13 protein-coding genes and 1 rRNA gene are annotated in these 17,226 nt (G+C 67.5%); 6 read left to right on the forward strand and 8 right to left on the reverse strand.

Translation table 11 applies throughout. The features are described 5' to 3' along the window. Positions 1 to 111: 111 nt before the first annotated feature. Positions 112 to 1,521 (forward strand): alpha,alpha-trehalose-phosphate synthase (UDP-forming), encoded by a 1,410-nt coding sequence (locus AC1DGD_RS16825; RefSeq protein ID WP_476851841.1) that lies wholly within the window; start codon positions 112 to 114, stop codon positions 1,519 to 1,521. Then, positions 1,511 to 2,356: a trehalose-phosphatase gene (otsB, locus tag AC1DGD_RS16830; RefSeq protein WP_476857572.1), complete on the forward strand. Its 846-nt coding sequence runs from the start codon at positions 1,511 to 1,513 to the stop codon at positions 2,354 to 2,356. The genes AC1DGD_RS16825 and otsB overlap by 11 nt, the downstream gene beginning before the upstream one ends. Before the next feature lie 33 nt (positions 2,357 to 2,389). On the opposite strand, the gene AC1DGD_RS16835 is transcribed toward otsB, so the two are convergent. After that, positions 2,390 to 2,791 (reverse strand): VOC family protein, encoded by a 402-nt coding sequence (locus AC1DGD_RS16835; protein WP_223914353.1) that lies wholly within the window; start codon positions 2,789 to 2,791, stop codon positions 2,390 to 2,392. 262 nt (positions 2,792 to 3,053) lie between these two features. Between AC1DGD_RS16835 and AC1DGD_RS16840 the strand changes: the two genes are divergently transcribed. Beyond that, complete coding sequence (locus tag AC1DGD_RS16840) at positions 3,054 to 4,136, forward strand: ABC transporter ATP-binding protein (protein ID WP_018775851.1); 1,083 nt, start codon at positions 3,054 to 3,056, stop codon at positions 4,134 to 4,136. Positions 4,137 to 4,317: 181 nt separating this feature from the next. Continuing rightward, positions 4,318 to 5,736 carry a DUF4032 domain-containing protein gene (locus AC1DGD_RS16845; protein ID WP_476857573.1) on the forward strand — a complete coding sequence of 473 codons (1,419 nt, stop codon included), beginning with the start codon at positions 4,318 to 4,320 and terminating at the stop codon, positions 5,734 to 5,736. Positions 5,737 to 5,784: 48 nt separating this feature from the next. On the opposite strand, the gene AC1DGD_RS16850 is transcribed toward AC1DGD_RS16845, so the two are convergent. From AC1DGD_RS16850 to AC1DGD_RS16870, 5 genes are all read right to left on the reverse strand, one after another. Further along, the gene (locus tag AC1DGD_RS16850) at positions 5,785 to 7,155 is read right to left on the reverse strand and encodes an FAD-binding oxidoreductase (protein WP_476857574.1); all 1,371 of its coding nucleotides are present in this window, start codon (positions 7,153 to 7,155) and stop codon (positions 5,785 to 5,787) included. Positions 7,156 to 7,189: 34 nt separating this feature from the next. After that, a complete protein-coding gene (locus AC1DGD_RS16855; RefSeq protein ID WP_476857575.1) occupies positions 7,190 to 9,175 on the reverse strand; it encodes a glycoside hydrolase family 13 protein in 1,986 nt (661 codons plus the stop codon). Between the two features lie 2 nt (positions 9,176 to 9,177). Then, on the reverse strand, positions 9,178 to 10,182 hold the full coding sequence (locus tag AC1DGD_RS16860; RefSeq protein WP_476857576.1) for a sugar ABC transporter permease: 1,005 nt from the start codon (positions 10,180 to 10,182) through the stop codon (positions 9,178 to 9,180). After that, the gene (locus tag AC1DGD_RS16865) at positions 10,179 to 11,831 is read right to left on the reverse strand and encodes an ABC transporter permease subunit (protein ID WP_476857577.1); all 1,653 of its coding nucleotides are present in this window, start codon (positions 11,829 to 11,831) and stop codon (positions 10,179 to 10,181) included. Before AC1DGD_RS16865 ends, AC1DGD_RS16860 begins: the two co-directional genes overlap by 4 nt. 124 nt (positions 11,832 to 11,955) lie before the next feature. Continuing rightward, a complete protein-coding gene (locus AC1DGD_RS16870; RefSeq protein ID WP_476857578.1) occupies positions 11,956 to 13,254 on the reverse strand; it encodes a sugar ABC transporter substrate-binding protein in 1,299 nt (432 codons plus the stop codon). Positions 13,255 to 13,533: 279 nt separating this feature from the next. On the opposite strand from AC1DGD_RS16870, the gene AC1DGD_RS16875 reads away from it, so the two are divergent. Together AC1DGD_RS16875 and AC1DGD_RS16880 are read left to right on the forward strand one after the other, a co-directional pair. Beyond that, on the forward strand, positions 13,534 to 15,312 hold the full coding sequence (locus AC1DGD_RS16875) for a glycoside hydrolase family 13 protein (protein ID WP_476857579.1): 1,779 nt from the start codon (positions 13,534 to 13,536) through the stop codon (positions 15,310 to 15,312). Positions 15,313 to 15,314: 2 nt separating this feature from the next. Then, the gene (locus tag AC1DGD_RS16880) at positions 15,315 to 16,346 is read left to right on the forward strand and encodes a LacI family DNA-binding transcriptional regulator (RefSeq protein WP_476851831.1); all 1,032 of its coding nucleotides are present in this window, start codon (positions 15,315 to 15,317) and stop codon (positions 16,344 to 16,346) included. Between the two features lie 169 nt (positions 16,347 to 16,515). On the opposite strand, the gene AC1DGD_RS16885 is transcribed toward AC1DGD_RS16880, so the two are convergent. Next, positions 16,516 to 17,016 carry an SRPBCC domain-containing protein gene (locus AC1DGD_RS16885; RefSeq protein ID WP_476857580.1) on the reverse strand — a complete coding sequence of 167 codons (501 nt, stop codon included), beginning with the start codon at positions 17,014 to 17,016 and terminating at the stop codon, positions 16,516 to 16,518. A 126-nt stretch (positions 17,017 to 17,142) separates the two neighbouring features. Further along, a 5S ribosomal RNA gene (gene rrf, locus AC1DGD_RS16890) occupies positions 17,143 to 17,226 on the reverse strand; the annotation flags it as partial.

A 17,226-nucleotide genomic window follows, 5' to 3' on the forward strand; every position in this document is an offset into this window, starting at 1 on the left:
ATGGAAGCAACGGACAGCGCCGGCCACGGCACACAGAGCACCACTGACGCGGCGCAGACCGCCACAGACGGCGCCGCCACGGGTGCCGCGGCAGGGGATCAGTTCGACTTCATGGTGGTGTCCAACCGGCTGCCCGTCGACCGCTGTTCTGCCGACGAGGCCGGCTGCGAGGATGGCTGGCGCCGCTCCCCCGGCGGACTCGTGACAGCCCTGGCCCCGATGATGACCAAGACCGACGGCGCGTGGGTGGGCTGGCACGGGGCCCCCGATGAGACGGTCAAGCCTTTCAGCCACGGCGGCATCGACCTGATCCCCGTCCAGCTGAGCACCGAGGACATCGAGCTTTTCTACGAGGGCTTTTCGAACGCCACGTTGTGGCCGCTTTACCACGACGTGATCGCCCCGCCGGAGTTCCACCGCACGTGGTGGGATTCGTACCGGAAGGTCAACCGGAGGTTCGCCGACGCCGTCATCCGCCATGCGGCCGAGGGTGCCACCGTCTGGGTGCAGGACTACCAGCTCCAACTGGTTCCCAAGCTGCTCCGGGAGGCCCGGCCGGATCTGAAGATCGGGTTCTTCAACCACATCCCCTTCCCGCCGCCGGAGATCTTTGCCCAGCTCCCGTGGCGCCGTGCGATCATCGACGGCCTGCTGGGCGCGGACCTGGTGGGCTTCCAGCGCAGCAGCGATGCCGGAAACTTCATGCGCTCCGCACGGCGCTTCCTTGGCGCGAGCGTCAAGCAGCAGCAGGTCCATGTCAGGGGCGCCGACGGCGAGACCACCCACATCGCGAGGGCCCAGGCGTTCCCGATCTCCATTGACGTCAAGCAGATCAGCGAGCTGGCGAAGAAGCCGGAGGTAATCGAGCGGGCGCAGCAGATCCGCCGGGACCTCGGCAACCCCAAGACCATCCTGCTCGGCGTCGACCGGCTCGACTACACCAAGGGCATCCGGCACCGGCTCAAGGCGTACGAGGAACTGCTGCAGGACGCCAAGGTCACCGTCGAGGACGCGACCCTGATCCAGGTGGCCAGCCCCAGCCGTGAGCGTGTGGAGCAGTACCGCCTGCTTCGCGAGGAGGTCGAGGGCACAGTGGGCCACATCAACGGCACCTTCGACACCATGGAGAGCACGGCCGTCCGCTACCTGCACCACAGCTACCCCATCGAAGAGATGGTGTCCCTGTACCTGGCCGCGGACGTCATGCTGGTCACCGCCCTGCGCGACGGCATGAACCTCGTCGCCAAGGAATACGTCACGGCCCGGACAAACAACGACGGAGCGCTGGTACTGAGTGAGTTCGCCGGCGCCGCCGACCAGCTCAAGCAGGCCCTGCTGATGAACCCGCACGACATTGACGGCCTCAAGGACACGATCATGAGGGCCGTCAACATGCAGCCGGCCGAGGCATCACGCCGCATGCGGGCCATGCGCAAGCAGATTCTGGACCACGACGTCGACCTCTGGTCCTCCGACTTCCTGAAAGCCCTCGCCGAAAAGGTTGTACGCGATGACTCCTGACGCCGCCGGAACCCACGACTCAGAGACCAACACTCCAAACCCGGCCCCACTCTCACTCTCCCCTGAGCTGCTGGCAGCCGTGCGCCGCGTCGCCGGCACCGGGCACCTGCTCGTGGCGATGGACTTCGACGGCACCATGTCACCGCTCGTGGACCATGCGGCCGACGCCCGTGCGCTCCCGCGCTCCGCCGCCGCCTTCGCGGCGCTGGCGGAACTTCCCCGGACGACGACGGCGCTCATCTCCGGCCGGGCGCTGGACAGCCTGCGGGCCGTCGCCTCCCCGCCGGAGGAGACGCTGCTGATCGGCAGCCACGGCGCAGAGGTCTGGATGGGGCCCGGCTCCTCGGAGCTCATGCTCGACGACGCCCAACGCGAACTCCTGGCCGAGGTCCGCCGGGAGCTTGAGGGAATCGTGGAACGGGCCCCGGGGACCCTTTTGGAAGACAAGCCGGCCGGCGTCGTCCTGCACACGAGGCTCGCGGCGGACGACGTCGCCGAGGACGCCGTCGCTGCGGCGCGGGCGGTCCTGCAGGACCGCAGCGGCGTCTTCCTCAAGTCGGGCAACCGCGTCCTGGAGACCTCCGTCGTGAACGCCTCCAAGGGCGAGGGCATTGCCTTCCTGCGGCAGGCTGCCGGAGCCACGGCTGTGGCTTTCGCCGGAGACGACACCACCGACGAGGACGCCCTGGCCAGCCTCGTCCCGGGCGATCTCGGGGTAAAGGTGGGGCTCGATTTCACCCAGGCCGAGTTCCGGGTGGAGGCGCCGGTGCACATCTGCGAACTGCTGGAGGCCCTCCTGCGGGAGCGGAAGAAGGCCCTCGGCTCCGGGAGCTAACCCGGGCCTACGGAGCGGTCAACCGGGCGTCGGTCACGACTCAGGTTCGTAGCCGATCAACCAGTGCAGTCCGTGACGGTCGAGGACCTGGCCATCTGTTGCGCCCCAGGGCTTCGGGGCAAGGGGGTCGATCACCCGGCCGTCAACGGCGAGCTTGTCGAACCACTCGTGGAGAACTGCCGGTTCGGCGGTCCCCAGCAGCGAGAGCATGAGGCCTTCGAACCGGACGCTTTTCTCCCCCGCGGCCGCATCCGACCCCGCCAAAGCGACTGCGCCGTTCAGCTGTCCGTGGGCAATGGCATCCGGCGGGCCATCGCTGCGGTTGAACTCCTCGTAGGTGAACAAGGCAAGCTCTCCGCCGAAGACGTCGGCGTAGAAGCCAAGTGCTTCACGCGCCGTGCCGGGGAAACTGACATAGATCTGCAGTGCCGTCATGCGCACAGCATACATACCCACTTCTGGCGCCATGTGACTGACCCCACGTGTGACATCCGTAACTTTTTAACCCATTTGGCATATATCTGACATACTCTGTTTGTGATGTGGCGCACAACTACCGTGCGGCGTCACTGGATACTCCTCGGCTTCGGCCGAGGAGTATGCGTATGAAATCCCACAATTGAATTAACAACTGCATAAAACGACCATTCACTACGGATCGTCCGGCACGTACCTGCCGGTGAAGGGATTGATAACTGTGGCTACAGTTACTTTTGATAACGCAACACGTCTGTACCCGGGCACCGAGAAGCCCGCTGTTGACAAGCTCAACATTGATATCGCCGATGGCGAATTCCTGGTCCTCGTTGGACCCTCCGGCTGCGGAAAGTCGACCTCCCTGCGCATGCTTGCGGGTCTCGAGGACGTCAACTCCGGCCGCATCCTCATCGGCGACCGCGACGTCACGGACGTCCCGCCGAAGGATCGCGACATCGCCATGGTGTTCCAGAACTATGCCCTGTACCCGCACATGACCGTGGCGGACAACATGGGCTTCGCTCTGAAGATCGCCGGCGTCAGCAAGGAAGAGCGCGCCGAGCGCGTCCGTGAGGCCGCCAAGCTGCTCGACCTCGAACCGTACCTGGACCGCAAGCCGAAGGCCCTCTCCGGCGGCCAGCGTCAGCGCGTTGCCATGGGCCGCGCCATTGTGCGTAACCCGCAGGTCTTCCTCATGGATGAGCCGCTGTCCAACCTTGATGCCAAGCTGCGCGTGCAGACCCGCACCCAGATCGCGTCCCTGACCCGCCGCCTCGGCGTCACCACGGTCTACGTGACCCACGACCAGGTCGAGGCCATGACCATGGGTGACCGCGTCGCCGTGCTGAAGGACGGCCTGCTGATGCAGGTCGACACCCCGCGCAACCTGTACGACAAGCCCAAGAACGTCTTCGTGGCCGGCTTCATCGGCTCCCCCGCCATGAACCTGCTCGAACTCCCCGTTGTCGACGGCGGCGTGCAGTTCGGCGGAACCGTTTACCCGGTACCGCGCGACGTCCTCGAGGAAGCCCACGGCCAGACCGTGACCCTCGGTTCCCGCCCGGAAGACCTTGAGACTGTTGCCCAGGGTGAAGGTCTCCAGGTCGAGGTCGACGTCGTCGAAGAACTCGGCGCCGACGCTTACGTCTACGGCCACACCACGCTCGACGGCCAGAGCCACGACATCGTGGCCCGCGTCGACGGCCGCCGCCCCCCGATGAAGGGTGAGTCCATCTGGGTCCGCCCCCAGTCGGGCCACGTACACCTGTTCGACACCAAGACCGGCCTGCGCCTCGGCGACTAGTCCCCACCGGCTCCCTAGCCTCGCTTCGCGTCGGTCAGGGAACCCTGCCGGCGTGGGCCCACCCACCGGCTCAGCAGACGGCGGCCCTCCCCAGTGGAGGGCCGCCGTCGGGCGTTAACAGCCCTGCTTTAGGTGCGGCCCGCCAAATACGGAAGAATTGATTCATGACCGAGGAAACCCCATGACCGAGGAAAACAGTGCCCAGTGGCACGACGAGCCCACCGACTACGGTCAGATCGGGAAACTGCCCCGGTTCGAGGCCGCCAGCGCCAATGACGACAAGGCCGCGATGGTGTCCAGCTCGCTGAGCATCACGGCCGCCGCCACCGAGCCCGAGCTGCTGGACCTGCCCTGGCACATTGCCCTCGAGGACTGGCCGGCCGAATATCTGGCAGCCCTCCCCCGCGGCATCTCCCGGCACATCGTGCGCTTCGCCCACCTCGGCGGCTCGGTGATCGCCATCAAGGAAACCTCGGAACACGTGGCCCGCCACGAATACCACATGCTGCGCAAGCTCGCCCGGCTGGACGTTCCCGGCGTGGAGCCGGTGGCCGTCATCACCGGACGCACCACCCCGGAGGGCCGGCCCCTGAACCCCGTGCTGGTCACCCGGCACCTGAAGTTCTCCATGCCCTACCGTGCGCTCTTCTCCCAGATGCTGCGCAAGGACACCCTGACCCGCCTCATCGACGCCCAGGCCCTGCTGCTGGTCCGGCTGCACCTGATCGGCTTCTACTGGGGCGACGTCTCGCTCTCCAACACCTTGTTCCGCCGCGACGCCGGCGCGTTCGCCGCCTACCTGGTCGATGCCGAGACCGGCGAACTGTACCCGGATTTGTCCACCGGCCAGCGCGAGTACGACCTCGAAATCGCCCGCGTCAACATCGCCGGGGAACTCATGGACCTCCTCGACGGCGGCCTGATCGAGGAGAAGGTGGACCCCGTGGCCACCAGCGAGCTGATCATGGACAGCTACCGGCGGTTGTGGACCGAGCTGACGGCAAAGGAATCGTTTGAGATCGGGGAACGCTGGCGCGTGGCCGCCCGGATCCGGCGGCTCAACGAGCTGGGGTTCGACGTCGAGGAATACGCGATCAAGACCACGCAGAACGGCTCGACCATCCAGCTCCAGCCGAAGGTCGTCGACGCCGGGCATCACCAGCGCCGGCTGCTGCGCCTGACCGGCCTGGACGCCCAGGAAAACCAGGCCCGCCGGCTCCTGAACGACATGGACTCGTTCCGGGCGGACAACAACCCGGGCATGGACGAGGAATACAGCGCGCACCTGTGGGTCAGCCAGATCTTCGAACCGATCGTCCGGGCCATCCCCCGCGACCTCTCCGGCAAGCTCGAGCCGGCCGAGGCGGTGCACGAGGTCCTGGAGCACCGCTGGTACATGTCCGAGAAGGAGAACCGGCACATCCCCCTGGCGGAGGCCGTCCAGTCCTACATCGACAACGAACTCCGCCACCGCCGGGACGAGGCAGCGATCATGCTCAACCCGGACACGGGGTTGCTCAAGATCCTTGAGGTGGAGACCGAGGAATCACGCTACGGCGCCGACGACTCAGAGGACGAATACCCCGACTCCGACGACTAAGCCGCGCGCCGGGCATGTTGTGGCACGCCCGGGCTAAATCGCCTTGAGCTAAATCGCCTTGCCGGGGTTCAGGATTCCGGCCGGATCGAAGAGTTCCTTGATCCGGCGCTGCAGCTCACGCACGGGTTCCTTCTGCTCCAGGCCAAGCCAGCGCAGCTTGTACTGCCCGATCCCGTGTTCGCCGGTGATCGTGCCGCCCATGGCCAGGGCCACGGCGATCGACCGGTCCAGGGCGGCGCCCAGGCGGCCCATGGCATCGGGGTCCACGGCATTGTCCACCCGGTCGACCCAGAAGGTGGGGTGCAGGTTGCCGTCACCGGCGTGTGCCACGACTTTGAGCTGCACCCGGTGCTCCGCCGCCATGGACTCAAGTTCGGCGACGTAATCCACCAGCCGCGAACGCGGCACGGCCACGTCCTCGCCCACCCGGTATTCGTCGTCCACCTCGGTCCCTCGGCTGTTGCGGCGCAGTTCGACAAGCTCCTCTGCCTCCGCGTTGGCCTCCATGGTCACCACCGCTCCTCCCGCCACCAGGACCGGGCGGATGGCCGCGGCTTCCGCCGCCGCGCCGAAGCCGTCGGTCTGGATCAGCAGCAGGGATGCCCCGCGTGCGGCCAGGTCCGAGCCGTGGATCTCGTCGAGTTGGGCGAGCGAGCCGCCGTCGAGCAGTTCCATGATGGCCGGCTGTACGCGGGCCCTGCCCACGGCGAGGACCCCGGCCGCGGCGCTGCGGAAGTCCGGGTAGAAGGCGGCGATGGTGTGAACGTCGCGCGGCAGGTACTTCAGCCGTACGGTGACACCGACCACGATCCCCAGGGTCCCCTCCGAGCCGACGAACAGCCCGGTGAGGTCATAGCCGGCGACGCCCTTGAAGGTCTGGTGGCCGGTATGGATGAGGGAGCCGTCCGCGAGGACGACGTCGAGCGCCAGGACAGAGTCGCGGGTCACCCCGTACTTCGCGCAGCGCAGCCCGCCGGCGTTGGTGGCCACGTTGCCGCCGATGGTGGACATCTTGAAACTTGCAGGATCCGGGGCATACATGAGCCCGTGCACGGCGGCGGCCGCATTCAGGTCGGCGTTAATGACGCCGGGTTCCACGACGGCGGTCTCGTCATCCGGGTTGAGGTCCAGGATGCGGTTCATCCCCTCGAGCGTGAGCACCACGCAGCCCGCGCTCGCGTGGGCGCCCCCGGAGACCCCCGTACCGGCCCCGCGCGCCACAAGCGCGACGCCAAGGTCGGCGCAGGCACGCACAGTAGCCTGCACGTCGGCCACCGATTCGGCGCGGACCACCGCCTGCGGGAGCTGATAATCCAGGACGGGAGCCTGGTCCACGGCATAGGCGGCCAGGGTGGTCGCGTCCACGGCAATTTTCGCCGCGCCCAGGGCGGTGGTCAGCTCGTCGATGATGCTGCGCATGCGGTCTCCAGTTCGGTCGAATCCGGTTCCCAGTCTAAGACTGCGGGAGCGGCAGCCGGGTCCCGGGCAGCACCCATGCGGCAGCGGCCGGACCCCGGGTGCGGATCAGGGCGGATCGGGCGGCCTCATCCGCCCTGATCTTCCCGGCAGACGCGTCCGGCGATGGCTCCGGCGCCCCGCCCGGTTCCCCGCGCGGCTCCCGCCGCAGTTCCACCATGACCTCGCCCGCCGCGTAGGCAGGCCGCCCGGCCAGGGCCGCGAACTGGCCCCCTGAGAGTGTTCCGGGAGCCAGTTCCGCCTCCGCCCCGGCCCGGGCCACCACCACGAGCACGGCGCTCTTCCCTGTTTCACGCACGAACGCCAGGACGTCCCCGCGTGCGTACAGCCAGCGCACGCCGCCGCCCGTCAGTGCGGGCTGGTCCCGGCGCAGCGCGGTGAGGGCTGCGTAGTCCGCCGTCAGGTCGGTGAGGATGCGGTTGGGGTCGTCCCAGGGCATGGGCGTCCGGGAGGACTCCCCGTTGTCGCCTTTGAGTCCGAACTCGTCGCCGGCGAACACCACGGGAACGCCCGGCAGGGTGAACATCAGCAGCGCGCCGAGCCGCTGGCCGCCGTCGATCATCACGGTGGCCGCCCGCGCGGTGTCGTGGCTGTTCAGGGCGTTCATGTTCTGCTGACGGACATCCCAGCTGAACGCGGAAGCGAGGTCCAGGTGCGTGGCCAGGAAGTCCTCCGCGGCGGTCCGGTTGGGGCCGGGCAGCGGGGTTCCAAAGAAATTGACGTGTCCCGCGTCCCCTGCGAGCCAGGACCACAGCGGGCGGGTGAAGTTGGAGTAGGTCATGGCACCGTGCCAGTGCTCGCCGCTGAAGTCGGGTGCCGCGTCATTCGTGGCCTCGGCGAGCAGAGCCGCCTCGGGGTTGATCGAACGGACGCGGTCCGCGATCAGCCGGGCGACGTCGTAGTTCAGATCGGTGCCGCCGAGCCTGCCGGTCATGTTGCCGACGTCGATCCGCCAGCCGTCCAGGTTGAACGGCGGCCGGAGCCAGAGCGCCACCGGGGAATCGTCGTCCAGGACGAATTTCTCGCGCAGGCCCGGGGAGGCCCAGTTGAGCTTGGGCAGCGACCTGACGCCGTACCAGGACTCGTACGCCGTGTGGTCGGCATTGAAGTAGTAGTACCCGGCTTCCTCGGAGGCCGGGTCGGCCAGGGCGCGCTGGAACCATTCGTGGGCGTCGCCGGAATGATTGGCCGTGAGGTCGCCCATCACCCGCAGGCCGCGGGCGTGGGCGGCCTGGACGAGTTCCACCAAGGCCTCGTCCCCGCCCAGCAGCGGGTCCACCATGGAAAAGGTGGCGGCGTCGTAGCGGTGGTTGGAGCGGGCCGGGAAGAACGGCGTCAGGTAGATGACGTCGGCCCCGAGCGCCTGGATGTGGTCCAGCCGCTCGGTGATGCCCCGGAGGTCTCCGCCGTAATACTGGTACGGGGTCTGCGGACCGAAGCCCTCGACCTCGGTGGTGTCCCACCCGCACGGCACGGCCCAGTCCGGGAACGCCTCGTCCGGGGAAGTCTTTTCCGGCGCCGGCTGCGACGGCGTGGAGCGGGCGAAGCGGTCCGGGAAGATCTGGTACATCGTTCCCCTGCGCAGCCATTCGGGGGCGGGCCGGAACGTGGTGAGGCGGAAGTCGGCGTAGTCGGAGACGTCCCGGCTGAATAGGCCCTGCGCGTTCAGGGTCCAATACCGCGGGCCGACCTCGATCAGGAACCGGTAGCGGGCCACCGGGTTGGTCACCACCATCGCAGCCTCCCACCAGGCCCACCCGTCGGCTTCCCCAAGGTTCCTGGCCGGATCGTAGCGGGGTTCGCCGTCGTGGATGGACCGGAGCCACACCCGGGCGGGCCGCCCCCAGACGGCCGGCACGCGGAGCCGCAGCCGGACTTCCGCCCCCGGTTCCACGTGCCGGGGCGCGTGGAGTGCCGAGCCGTCGTGGTGCGGCAGCGGGCCGGCGCTGCCTGGCAGCGCCATGCCTAGCCCTTCACCGAGCCCGCGGTGAGGCCGCTGACGATGTAGCGCTGCAGGAACAGGAACAGGGCCATCACCGGGATGGCGCTGAGCACGGCGCCGGCGGCGAAGACGCCCCAGTTCTCCGAGCGCTGCTGCGCCACGAAGGAGTACAGCCCGACGGCGAGGGTCTGGCTGTCCGGGTCCGTGAGCACCACGGAGGCGATCACGAACTCGCCGGAGATACCGATGAACGTCAGGAGGCCCACCACCGCCAGGATCGGCGTGACGAGCCGCATGATGATGCCGAAGAAGATCTGCGCGTGGCTGGCGCCGTCGATCTTCGCCGCCTCGTCCAGGGACTGCGGCACGGTGTTGAAGAAGCCGTACATGAGGTAGGTGTTCACGCCCAGTGCGCCGCCCAGGTACACCATGATCAGGCCCAGCTGGCTGCCCAGGCCGAGGGCCGGGATGACCTCGGAGATGCCGCTCAGGAGCAGGAAGATGGCGACGACGGCCAGCAGCTGCGGGAACATCTGGAGCAGCAGCAGGCTCAGCAGGCCGATCCGGCGCCCGGTGAAGCGCATCCGGGAGAAGGCGTACGCCGCCATGGCGCCCAGGAACACGGTGGCCGCGGAGGTCACGCCGCCCACCACCATGGTGTTGCCGAACCAGCGGGCAAAGGGCCGCGAGGGCATGTCGAACAGGGCGGTGAAGTTGCCAAAGTCGATCCTGCTGAACAGCGCGTTGGAACCCACCAGGGTGCCGGTGGAGTTGAGCGCTGCGGACAGCACGTAGAGCAGCGGGAAGACCGCGAAGACCGTCACGATGCACCCCACCAGGTGGCGCCATCCTTTGTCCTTGAACCAGACGCCGAACGGGCGCCGGCGCTGCAGCGACTTGAGGTATTCGACGTCGGTCGCGCCGGTGGTGATGGTGCCGGGGCCGGTGGTGATGTTGCCGGGGCCGGTCCCTCCACCCTGCCGGGTTTCCTCTGCCGGAGCGGCGGTGCGCGATGCTGACCCGTTCATGCGTTCACGTCCTCGAGTGCCTTGGTCTGCTTGAAACTGATGGCCGAGACAGTGGCCACGATGATGAAGATGATGATCGCCAGTGCGCTGGCGAGGCCGTAGTCACGGCCAGTGCCCTGCCCGAATGCCACCTTGTACACCAGTGTGATCAGGATGTCGGTGGCTCCGATGTCCCGGTTGGTGTCCTCGAAGCGGGGTCCGCCGCCGGTGAGCATGAAGATCACGTTGAAGTTGTTGAAGTTGAAGGCGAAGGAGGAGATCAGCAACGGCGCGATCGAGACCAGCAGCAGCGGGAGCTTGATGGAGCGGAACACCCGCCACGGGCCGGCACCGTCCATCCGGGCGGCCTCGTCCAGCTCGCTGGGCAGCGACTGCAGCGCGCCGGTGCAGACCAGGAACATGTAGGGGAACCCCAGCCAGAGGTTGACCACCAGCACGCTGATCTTGGCCAGGAACGGGTCGGTGAGCCAGCCGATGGATGCCCCGCCGAACAAGTTCTGGTTGAGCCACCCGAATTCCGGGTTGAGGATGCCGGACCAGACCAGGCCGGTGAGGAAGGCGGGGAAGGCGTACGGCAGGATCATCAGGATCCGGTAGACCTTCTTGCCCCTGAGGTCCTCGCGGTTGAAGGTGATGGCCAGGAACAGCCCCAGCGCAAAGGTCAGAGCGACGGAAGCCAGGGCGAAGGTGAAGGTCCAGAGGATAACGCCGAGCAGCGGGCCGCGCAGGCTGGGGTCGGTGAAGGCGCGGGCGAAGTTTTCCATCCCGACGTCGATCTTCCAGCCGGTGGAGAGCGTCTCGCCGTTGCCTGCCGCGAAGGCGCCCTTGCCGTTGTCGCGGTAGACGGCACCGGAGGCGGTGTCCGTGAAGGTGTCGGCAGCGGCGTCGTACTTCAGCGACGGCTTGAACTGGTAGGCGTTGCTGCCGTCCGCGGTGCGCAGGGTGCCGTCGGCCGGGTTGGCGGAGACCGGGACGGTGATGTCCAGGATGCTCTGCTGGTTGGCAACGATCTCCTGGAAGTTCAGGGTTCGGTAGCCGGCCAGGGCGTTGGCCTTCCCGGTCGAGTCCTTGCCGGCGCCGGGGGCCTCCGCGAGCGGCGCCTCGGTGTTACCGAGCGAGACCTTGCCCTGCGGGTCGGTGAAGAGAAGGTAGAAGGAGTTGTCCTTGGTGAGCACGGCGGCCTTGTAGGCCGGCGACTCGGGCACCCGCTTCTGCGCGGTGAGCTGGATGGCGGCGATCGCGTCACCCTTGGTGCTGTTGTGGCCGTCGCCGTAGTTGGTGAACGCGATGTAACCGCTAAACATGACCACGAAGACCTGGAATACGAGCAGGAAGAGCACGCCCGGGGCCAGGTACTTGGCGGGCAGGCCGCCCTTGCGCAGGTAGATCCAGTTGATCACCAGCACGACGGCGGCGGAGACTCCCAACGCCAGCCAGGACTGGCTCAGGAAAAGCATCATCAGGATGTAGACAGCGAGGGCGTCCACGAGGCCCAGCAGCACGATCTTCGCGATGGTTCCCTTCACCCCCTCGGGGCCGCTCCGGCGTGGGTGGGCGCTGCCGGCCCGCCGGGCTGAGGTTGTGGGGGCGGCGTCCGGGGCGGACGACAATGCGGGGTCTATGTCCTCGCGGAGTTCGGTATCTGGCATGGCTGTCTACAGTCCTTGGGAGAAGCTGGGGTGATGCAGGAACGGGCCGGGCGGCCTCACGGCCGCCCGGCCCGGTGCCGCCGGTTACTGGCGCTTGGGGAAGCGTCAGGAACCGGCGCGGGGACTAACCCTTGATCTTGCTCTTGATGCTGGCGGCCATCTTGGCCCAGTCAGCGGCGGGATCGCCCTGGCCCTTGATGAGGGCGAGCTCGGTGGCTCCCCAGTCGGCCCAGACGGCACTCATTTCCGGGATGGCCGGCATCGGGACGCCGTTGGCGCCGATCTTGCCGAAGGCGGCGACAACCGGGTCGCTTGCTGCCTTCTCGAAGGAGGCCTTCAGTGCCGGCGGGCGGCCGCCGGCCTTGTACATGGAGTCCTGGGCGGCCCCGGAGGTCAGGTAGTTGGTGACGAACTCGTTGGTGGCCAGGGCGTTGGCGCTCTTGGCGCTGATGAAGAAGCCGTTGACGCCGATGAACGGCTGGGCCGGCTGGTCGCCGGTGGTCGGCAGCTCGTCGACAGCGAACTTGATGCCCTTCTTCTGCACGTCCGGCACGTTCCACGGGCCGGTCAGGTAGTACGGGGACTCGCCGGCCAGGAACTTCTCCTTGGCGATGTCACCGGTGATGTTGGAGTTGATGATCTTTTCGCCCTTGTCGCCCCAGGCGGCCAGCTTCTTGGCGAACTCGACGCCGGAGGCGTCGCCGATCAGGAGCTGCTTCGGGTCGTAGCCGCCGTCGGCTGCCTTGCCGAAGACCTGCGAGCCCATGGAAGCCTGCAGCGGGTAGAGGTGGTACGGATCGCCCTGCTTCGGGTCCATGCCCACGAGGAACGGGAACTTCGCCTTGCCGTCGGCCACGGCCTTCTTGCCGTTGGCGACGACCTCGTCCAGGGTCTTGGCGCTCTGGGCAACGAGGTCCGTGTTGCGGAGCAGGGCGATGTTCTCGATCGCATACGGGACGCCGTAGACGGAGCCGTTGTAGGTCATGGCCTTGATGGAGGAGTCCTGGAACTCGGACTTCTTGTCCCCGAGCTCCACCGGAGCGATCACGCCGTTCTGGACGAACTTGCCGACCCAGTCGTGCGGGCCAACGATCAGGTCCGGGCCCTTGCCGGTCGGGACCTGGGTGATGAAGTCGTCGCGGACAGCGGCGAAGTCCTTGACGACGAGCTTGACCGCGATGCCGGTATCGGTCTGGAACTTGGCCGTGATGTCCTTCAGCGCGGGCGCGCGCTCGGCATCGACCCACATGGTGATCGTGCTGGCGCCGGAGGCCTTCAGGTCAGGCTTGGCCGTCGCGGTCACGGGTGCGGTGGCTGCGGCGCCGCCGCACGCGCTGAGGGCCAGTGCGGCCACTACGGAAATAGCGCCCGCGGTGAATACGCGGCGGCTCGTTCCGTTCGTGAGGGTGTTCTGCACCTTCATTGGTGTCCCTTTCATAAATTCCTGCATCCACGCGTAAGGCCCTGGAAGTCCATTCCAGAGCCCGTGGCATCGTCGGTGATGTGGCTCACAACTGCAAGCGCTTCCAAAGTACACGCTAGGTACCACTTTGAAAAGTCACCGCACCGGCCCGGGGCGAGGGACTCCGCTGGCTGGCCGGACGCCGGGCCGGGGACAGTCCTAGCGTGGGACGAAACTGCCCGATTCGAATGTGACTGGAAGCGTTTTCATTTTTCGGGTGTGGGACTTACGATTACCGTCATGTCCGTTGATTCAGTTCTCCGCTCCCCCGCCGCGCAGGCCGGCCCCCTGACGGGTCCGCTGACCCCGGTGCACGCCGCAGACCACATCCCTGGATGGTGGCGGTCCGCCGTCATCTACCAGGTCTACCCTCGCTCGTTCCGGGACCTGAACGGCGACGGCATCGGCGACCTCGCCGGAATCACCGCCGAGCTTCCCCGGCTCGCCGACCTGGACATCGATGCCGTCTGGCTTTCGCCGTTCTACCGGTCTCCGCAGCGCGACGCCGGCTACGACGTGAGCGATTACTGCGACGTCGACCCCCTGTTCGGCACGCTGAACGACTTCGACGCCATGATTGCCGAGGCCGCGCGGTTGGGACTGCGGATGATCGTTGACCTGGTGCCCAACCACTGCTCGGACCAGCACGCGGCCTTCCAGGCCGCCCTGGCCGCTCCCGCCGGCAGCCCGGAGCGGGACATGTTCATCTTCCGCGACGGCAAGGGAACCTTCGGCGAAGAACCGCCGAACAACTGGCAGTCCCACTTCGGCGGTTCAGCCTGGACCCGTATCACCGAACCGGACGGCGCCCCGGGCCAGTGGTACCTGCACCTCTTCGACTCCTCCCAGCCGGACTTCAACTGGGACAACCTCGCCGTCCACGTGGAATTCGAGCGGGTCCTGCGCTTCTGGCTGGACCGCGGCGTCTCCGGTTTCCGGGTGGACGTGGCGCACGCCCTCGTGAAGGCCACCGGCCTGCCGGAGTGGGGCGGCCGCGCCGACGGCAGCAGCTCTGACGGCTTCCCCGGCCACGACGCTCCGATGTTCGGCCAGCCCGCCCTCCACGACATCTACCGCCAGTGGCGGCGGATTCTCGCCGAGTACGGCGCCGACCGGATCCTCTGCGCCGAAGCGAACGTGGACCCGCTCCCCCGGCTCGCCGACTGGGTGCGCCCGGACGAAATGCACCAGGCCTTCAACTTCCCCTACCTCCACGCGGGCCTGGACGTGCATCGCATGCGCCACGTCATCACCGAGTCACTGACGTCGCTGGACGCCGTCGCCGCCCCCAGCACGTGGGTGCTCTCCAACCACGACGTCGTCCGCCACGCCACCCGCTTCGGATACAACGGGCAGGCGCCGCGCGACGGTGACGGAATCGGCACCTGGGATCCGCAGCCGGACGAGGACCGCGGACGGTCCCGCGCGGCAGCGGCGTCCCTGTTCATGCTCGGGCTGCCCGGCGGGGCTTACCTATACCAGGGCGAAGAACTCGGCCTTCCGGACGGGATCGACATCCCGGACACCCGGCGCCAGGACCCCACTTTTGCCCGCACCGGCGGCGCACGGCTGGGCCGCGACGGCTGCCGCGTCCCGCTGCCCTGGCGGGCCGGAGAACTCCACGCAGGATTTGGCGACGGGCAGGACCCGTGGCTGCCGCAGCCGGAAAGCTTCGCCCGGCTGGCGCGGGATGTGCAGGCCGCTTCACCGTCGTCGCACCTAAGCCTCTACAAGCGCATGCTGGAGCTCCGCCGCCGGCTGGACCTGGGCCGCGGCTCACTGTCCTGGTACGAGGACCTGTGCACGGACACGAGCCTTGCCTTCCTCAACGGCTCCACGCTGGTCCTGCTGAATGTGGGGTCCGAGCCCTTGGAACTGCCCGCCGGGCGGGTGCTGCTGCGCAGCTCAACGTCACCGGAGGCCGGCTACGACGTTGGGGGCATGGACAGCGCCGGCGATCCGTTAAGCTCAGGTGAAACTGTTTGGCTGGAAATCTACATCGAGGACACGGAGGGCTAGGCATGCCCGGCATCAAGGACGTCGCGGAACGGGCCGGCCTCTCCATCGCCACCGTTTCGCGCGCCTTGAGCGGCAAAGGCAACGTTTCCCCGCGAAGCCGGGAACGCGCCCAGACCGCCGCCGCTGAGCTTGGCTTCGTCCTGTCCTACCACGCTTCCAGCCTGGCCTCCGGGCGCAATCACAATGTCGGCCTTGTTGTCCCCTCGGTCCACCGGTGGTTTTTTTCCTCGGTGGTCGAAGGTGTCTCTGCCACCCTGCTGGACGCCGGCTACGACCTCACGCTGTACAACGTCAGCGAGGGCCGGGAGCGCCGCCACAGTGTGCTGAACGACTTCCTGCTGCGCAAACGCGTGGATGCTGTGATCGCAGTGTCCTTGGAGCTCTCCGAGGCCGAGATCGACCAGCTGCTGGCCATCCACCGTCCGATCGTCGGGATCGGCGGCCCGTTGCCTGGCGCGTCGACCATCCGCATCGATGATTCCGGCATCGCGGAGGCCGCAGCCCGCCACCTGATCCAGCTCGGCCACAGCAAAATCGCCCATATGACCGGCGATGCCGCCTACGACCAGGATTTCCGCCTTCCCGGGACACGCCAGGCGGGCTTCAAGAAAGCCATGCGCGACGCCGGGCTGACGGTCCGGCCGGAGTGGCAGATCTCCGCCGATTTCACGATCCAGGGCGCCTATGCCAACGCCCGTACGCTGCTCGGCACCTCACCGGAGCGCCCCACGGCCGTCTTTGCCGCCTCCGACGAGATGGCGATTGGGACGATCCTCGCTGCCCGGGATTTCGGCCTGCGGGTGCCGCAGGACCTCTCCGTCATCGGCATCGACGGCCATGAACTTGGTGAGGTCTTCGGGCTGACCACGTTCGATCAAGACGCGCGGGGCCAGGGCGCGCTGGCCGTGCGGCGCTTGTTGGCCAGGCTCGACGGCGCCGGAGACGCGGCGGCCCCGCACACCGAATACCCTACGCGCTTTGTCATCCGGTCCAGCACCGCTGTTCCGCCCCTTGACCAAGGACCGATCCGCTAGTCTCCGGCTATTTTCTCCGTGGCGGCGTTCCTGCCCAGTTCCTCGCTCCATTGCCTGGCCGTCTGCCCAGAACGGCCCGGAAGGCCGGGGAGGCCCCACGGGTTCTCCGCCCCGGTCCTCCGAGCAACTGGGAAGCAACGCCTCGATCCGGCCCACAGGCCAAGCAAGCTCAGGCGCTGGCGCCGCCCATGAAGCGAACAAAACGGTCCAGGACGCCGGGCCAGCCGGCCGCGTAGTCTGCCCGGGCGGCCGCGGGATCCTCGGCGCCTTCCCAACCGCTGTGAACCAGGCGGAGCTCTGTTCCCTCGCCGACCGCCTTGAAGGCCACCCGGAGCTCAGTGGACCATATGGCAGTGGTCCCAGGGTGCCAGCTGGCATGGAAGGACAACGGCGGCTGCCAGTCGTCAATGGATCCCCACACGGCTGTCCGGCCATCATCAGCGGTCTCCATGATGAGGCTCTCCTCGAACTCCACGTAGGACCCGGCGCCATAGACGCTGTGGTCCTCCAGCGGCCACCAGAGGTGCGTATGTTCGGTGAATCCCACAAAGGCCCGGGCGACGGCGCCGGGTACCACCACCGTGTAGACAACCGGCTCCAGGCCGTCGGCTACCTCCGGCTCGGGGCCATCAGAAGGGTCAACGGGAGCATGGCTGAAGAGGTTATCCATGGGCAACAACTCTACCCGCGCCGCCCAACCGGGCCCGCATGGGGTTTCGGCTTGAGTATTTCGTATGGGTCGTTAAATGCGGGAGGACCCCCACCTGGTGGTGGGGGTCCTCGACCGTTAATGGTGTTCCGGCGGTGACCTACTCTCCCACACCCTCCCGGGTGCAGTACCATCGGCGCTGTGGGTCTTAGCTTCCGGGTTCGGGATGGG

It is taken from the genome of Arthrobacter sp. 05T45 (genome assembly GCF_056395875.1).

Excerpts from the sequence above, each read along its gene's own strand:
- AC1DGD_RS16825 (WP_476851841.1), top strand. The coding sequence starts at position 112 with ATGGTGGTGTCCAACCGGCTGCCCGTCGACCGCTGTTCTGCCGACGAG.
- otsB (WP_476857572.1), top strand. The coding sequence starts at position 1,511 with ATGACTCCTGACGCCGCCGGAACCCACGACTCAGAGACCAACACTCCA.
- AC1DGD_RS16835 (WP_223914353.1), bottom strand. The coding sequence starts at position 2,791 with ATGACGGCACTGCAGATCTATGTCAGTTTCCCCGGCACGGCGCGTGAA.
- AC1DGD_RS16845 (WP_476857573.1), top strand. The coding sequence starts at position 4,318 with ATGACCGAGGAAAACAGTGCCCAGTGGCACGACGAGCCCACCGACTAC.
- AC1DGD_RS16850 (WP_476857574.1), bottom strand. The coding sequence starts at position 7,155 with ATGCGCAGCATCATCGACGAGCTGACCACCGCCCTGGGCGCGGCGAAA.
- AC1DGD_RS16855 (WP_476857575.1), bottom strand. The coding sequence starts at position 9,175 with ATGGCGCTGCCAGGCAGCGCCGGCCCGCTGCCGCACCACGACGGCTCG.
- AC1DGD_RS16860 (WP_476857576.1), bottom strand. The coding sequence starts at position 10,182 with ATGAACGGGTCAGCATCGCGCACCGCCGCTCCGGCAGAGGAAACCCGG.
- AC1DGD_RS16865 (WP_476857577.1), bottom strand. The coding sequence starts at position 11,831 with ATGCCAGATACCGAACTCCGCGAGGACATAGACCCCGCATTGTCGTCC.
- AC1DGD_RS16870 (WP_476857578.1), bottom strand. The coding sequence starts at position 13,254 with ATGAAGGTGCAGAACACCCTCACGAACGGAACGAGCCGCCGCGTATTC.
- AC1DGD_RS16875 (WP_476857579.1), top strand. The coding sequence starts at position 13,534 with ATGTCCGTTGATTCAGTTCTCCGCTCCCCCGCCGCGCAGGCCGGCCCC.
- AC1DGD_RS16880 (WP_476851831.1), top strand. The coding sequence starts at position 15,315 with ATGCCCGGCATCAAGGACGTCGCGGAACGGGCCGGCCTCTCCATCGCC.
- AC1DGD_RS16885 (WP_476857580.1), bottom strand. The coding sequence starts at position 17,016 with ATGGATAACCTCTTCAGCCATGCTCCCGTTGACCCTTCTGATGGCCCC.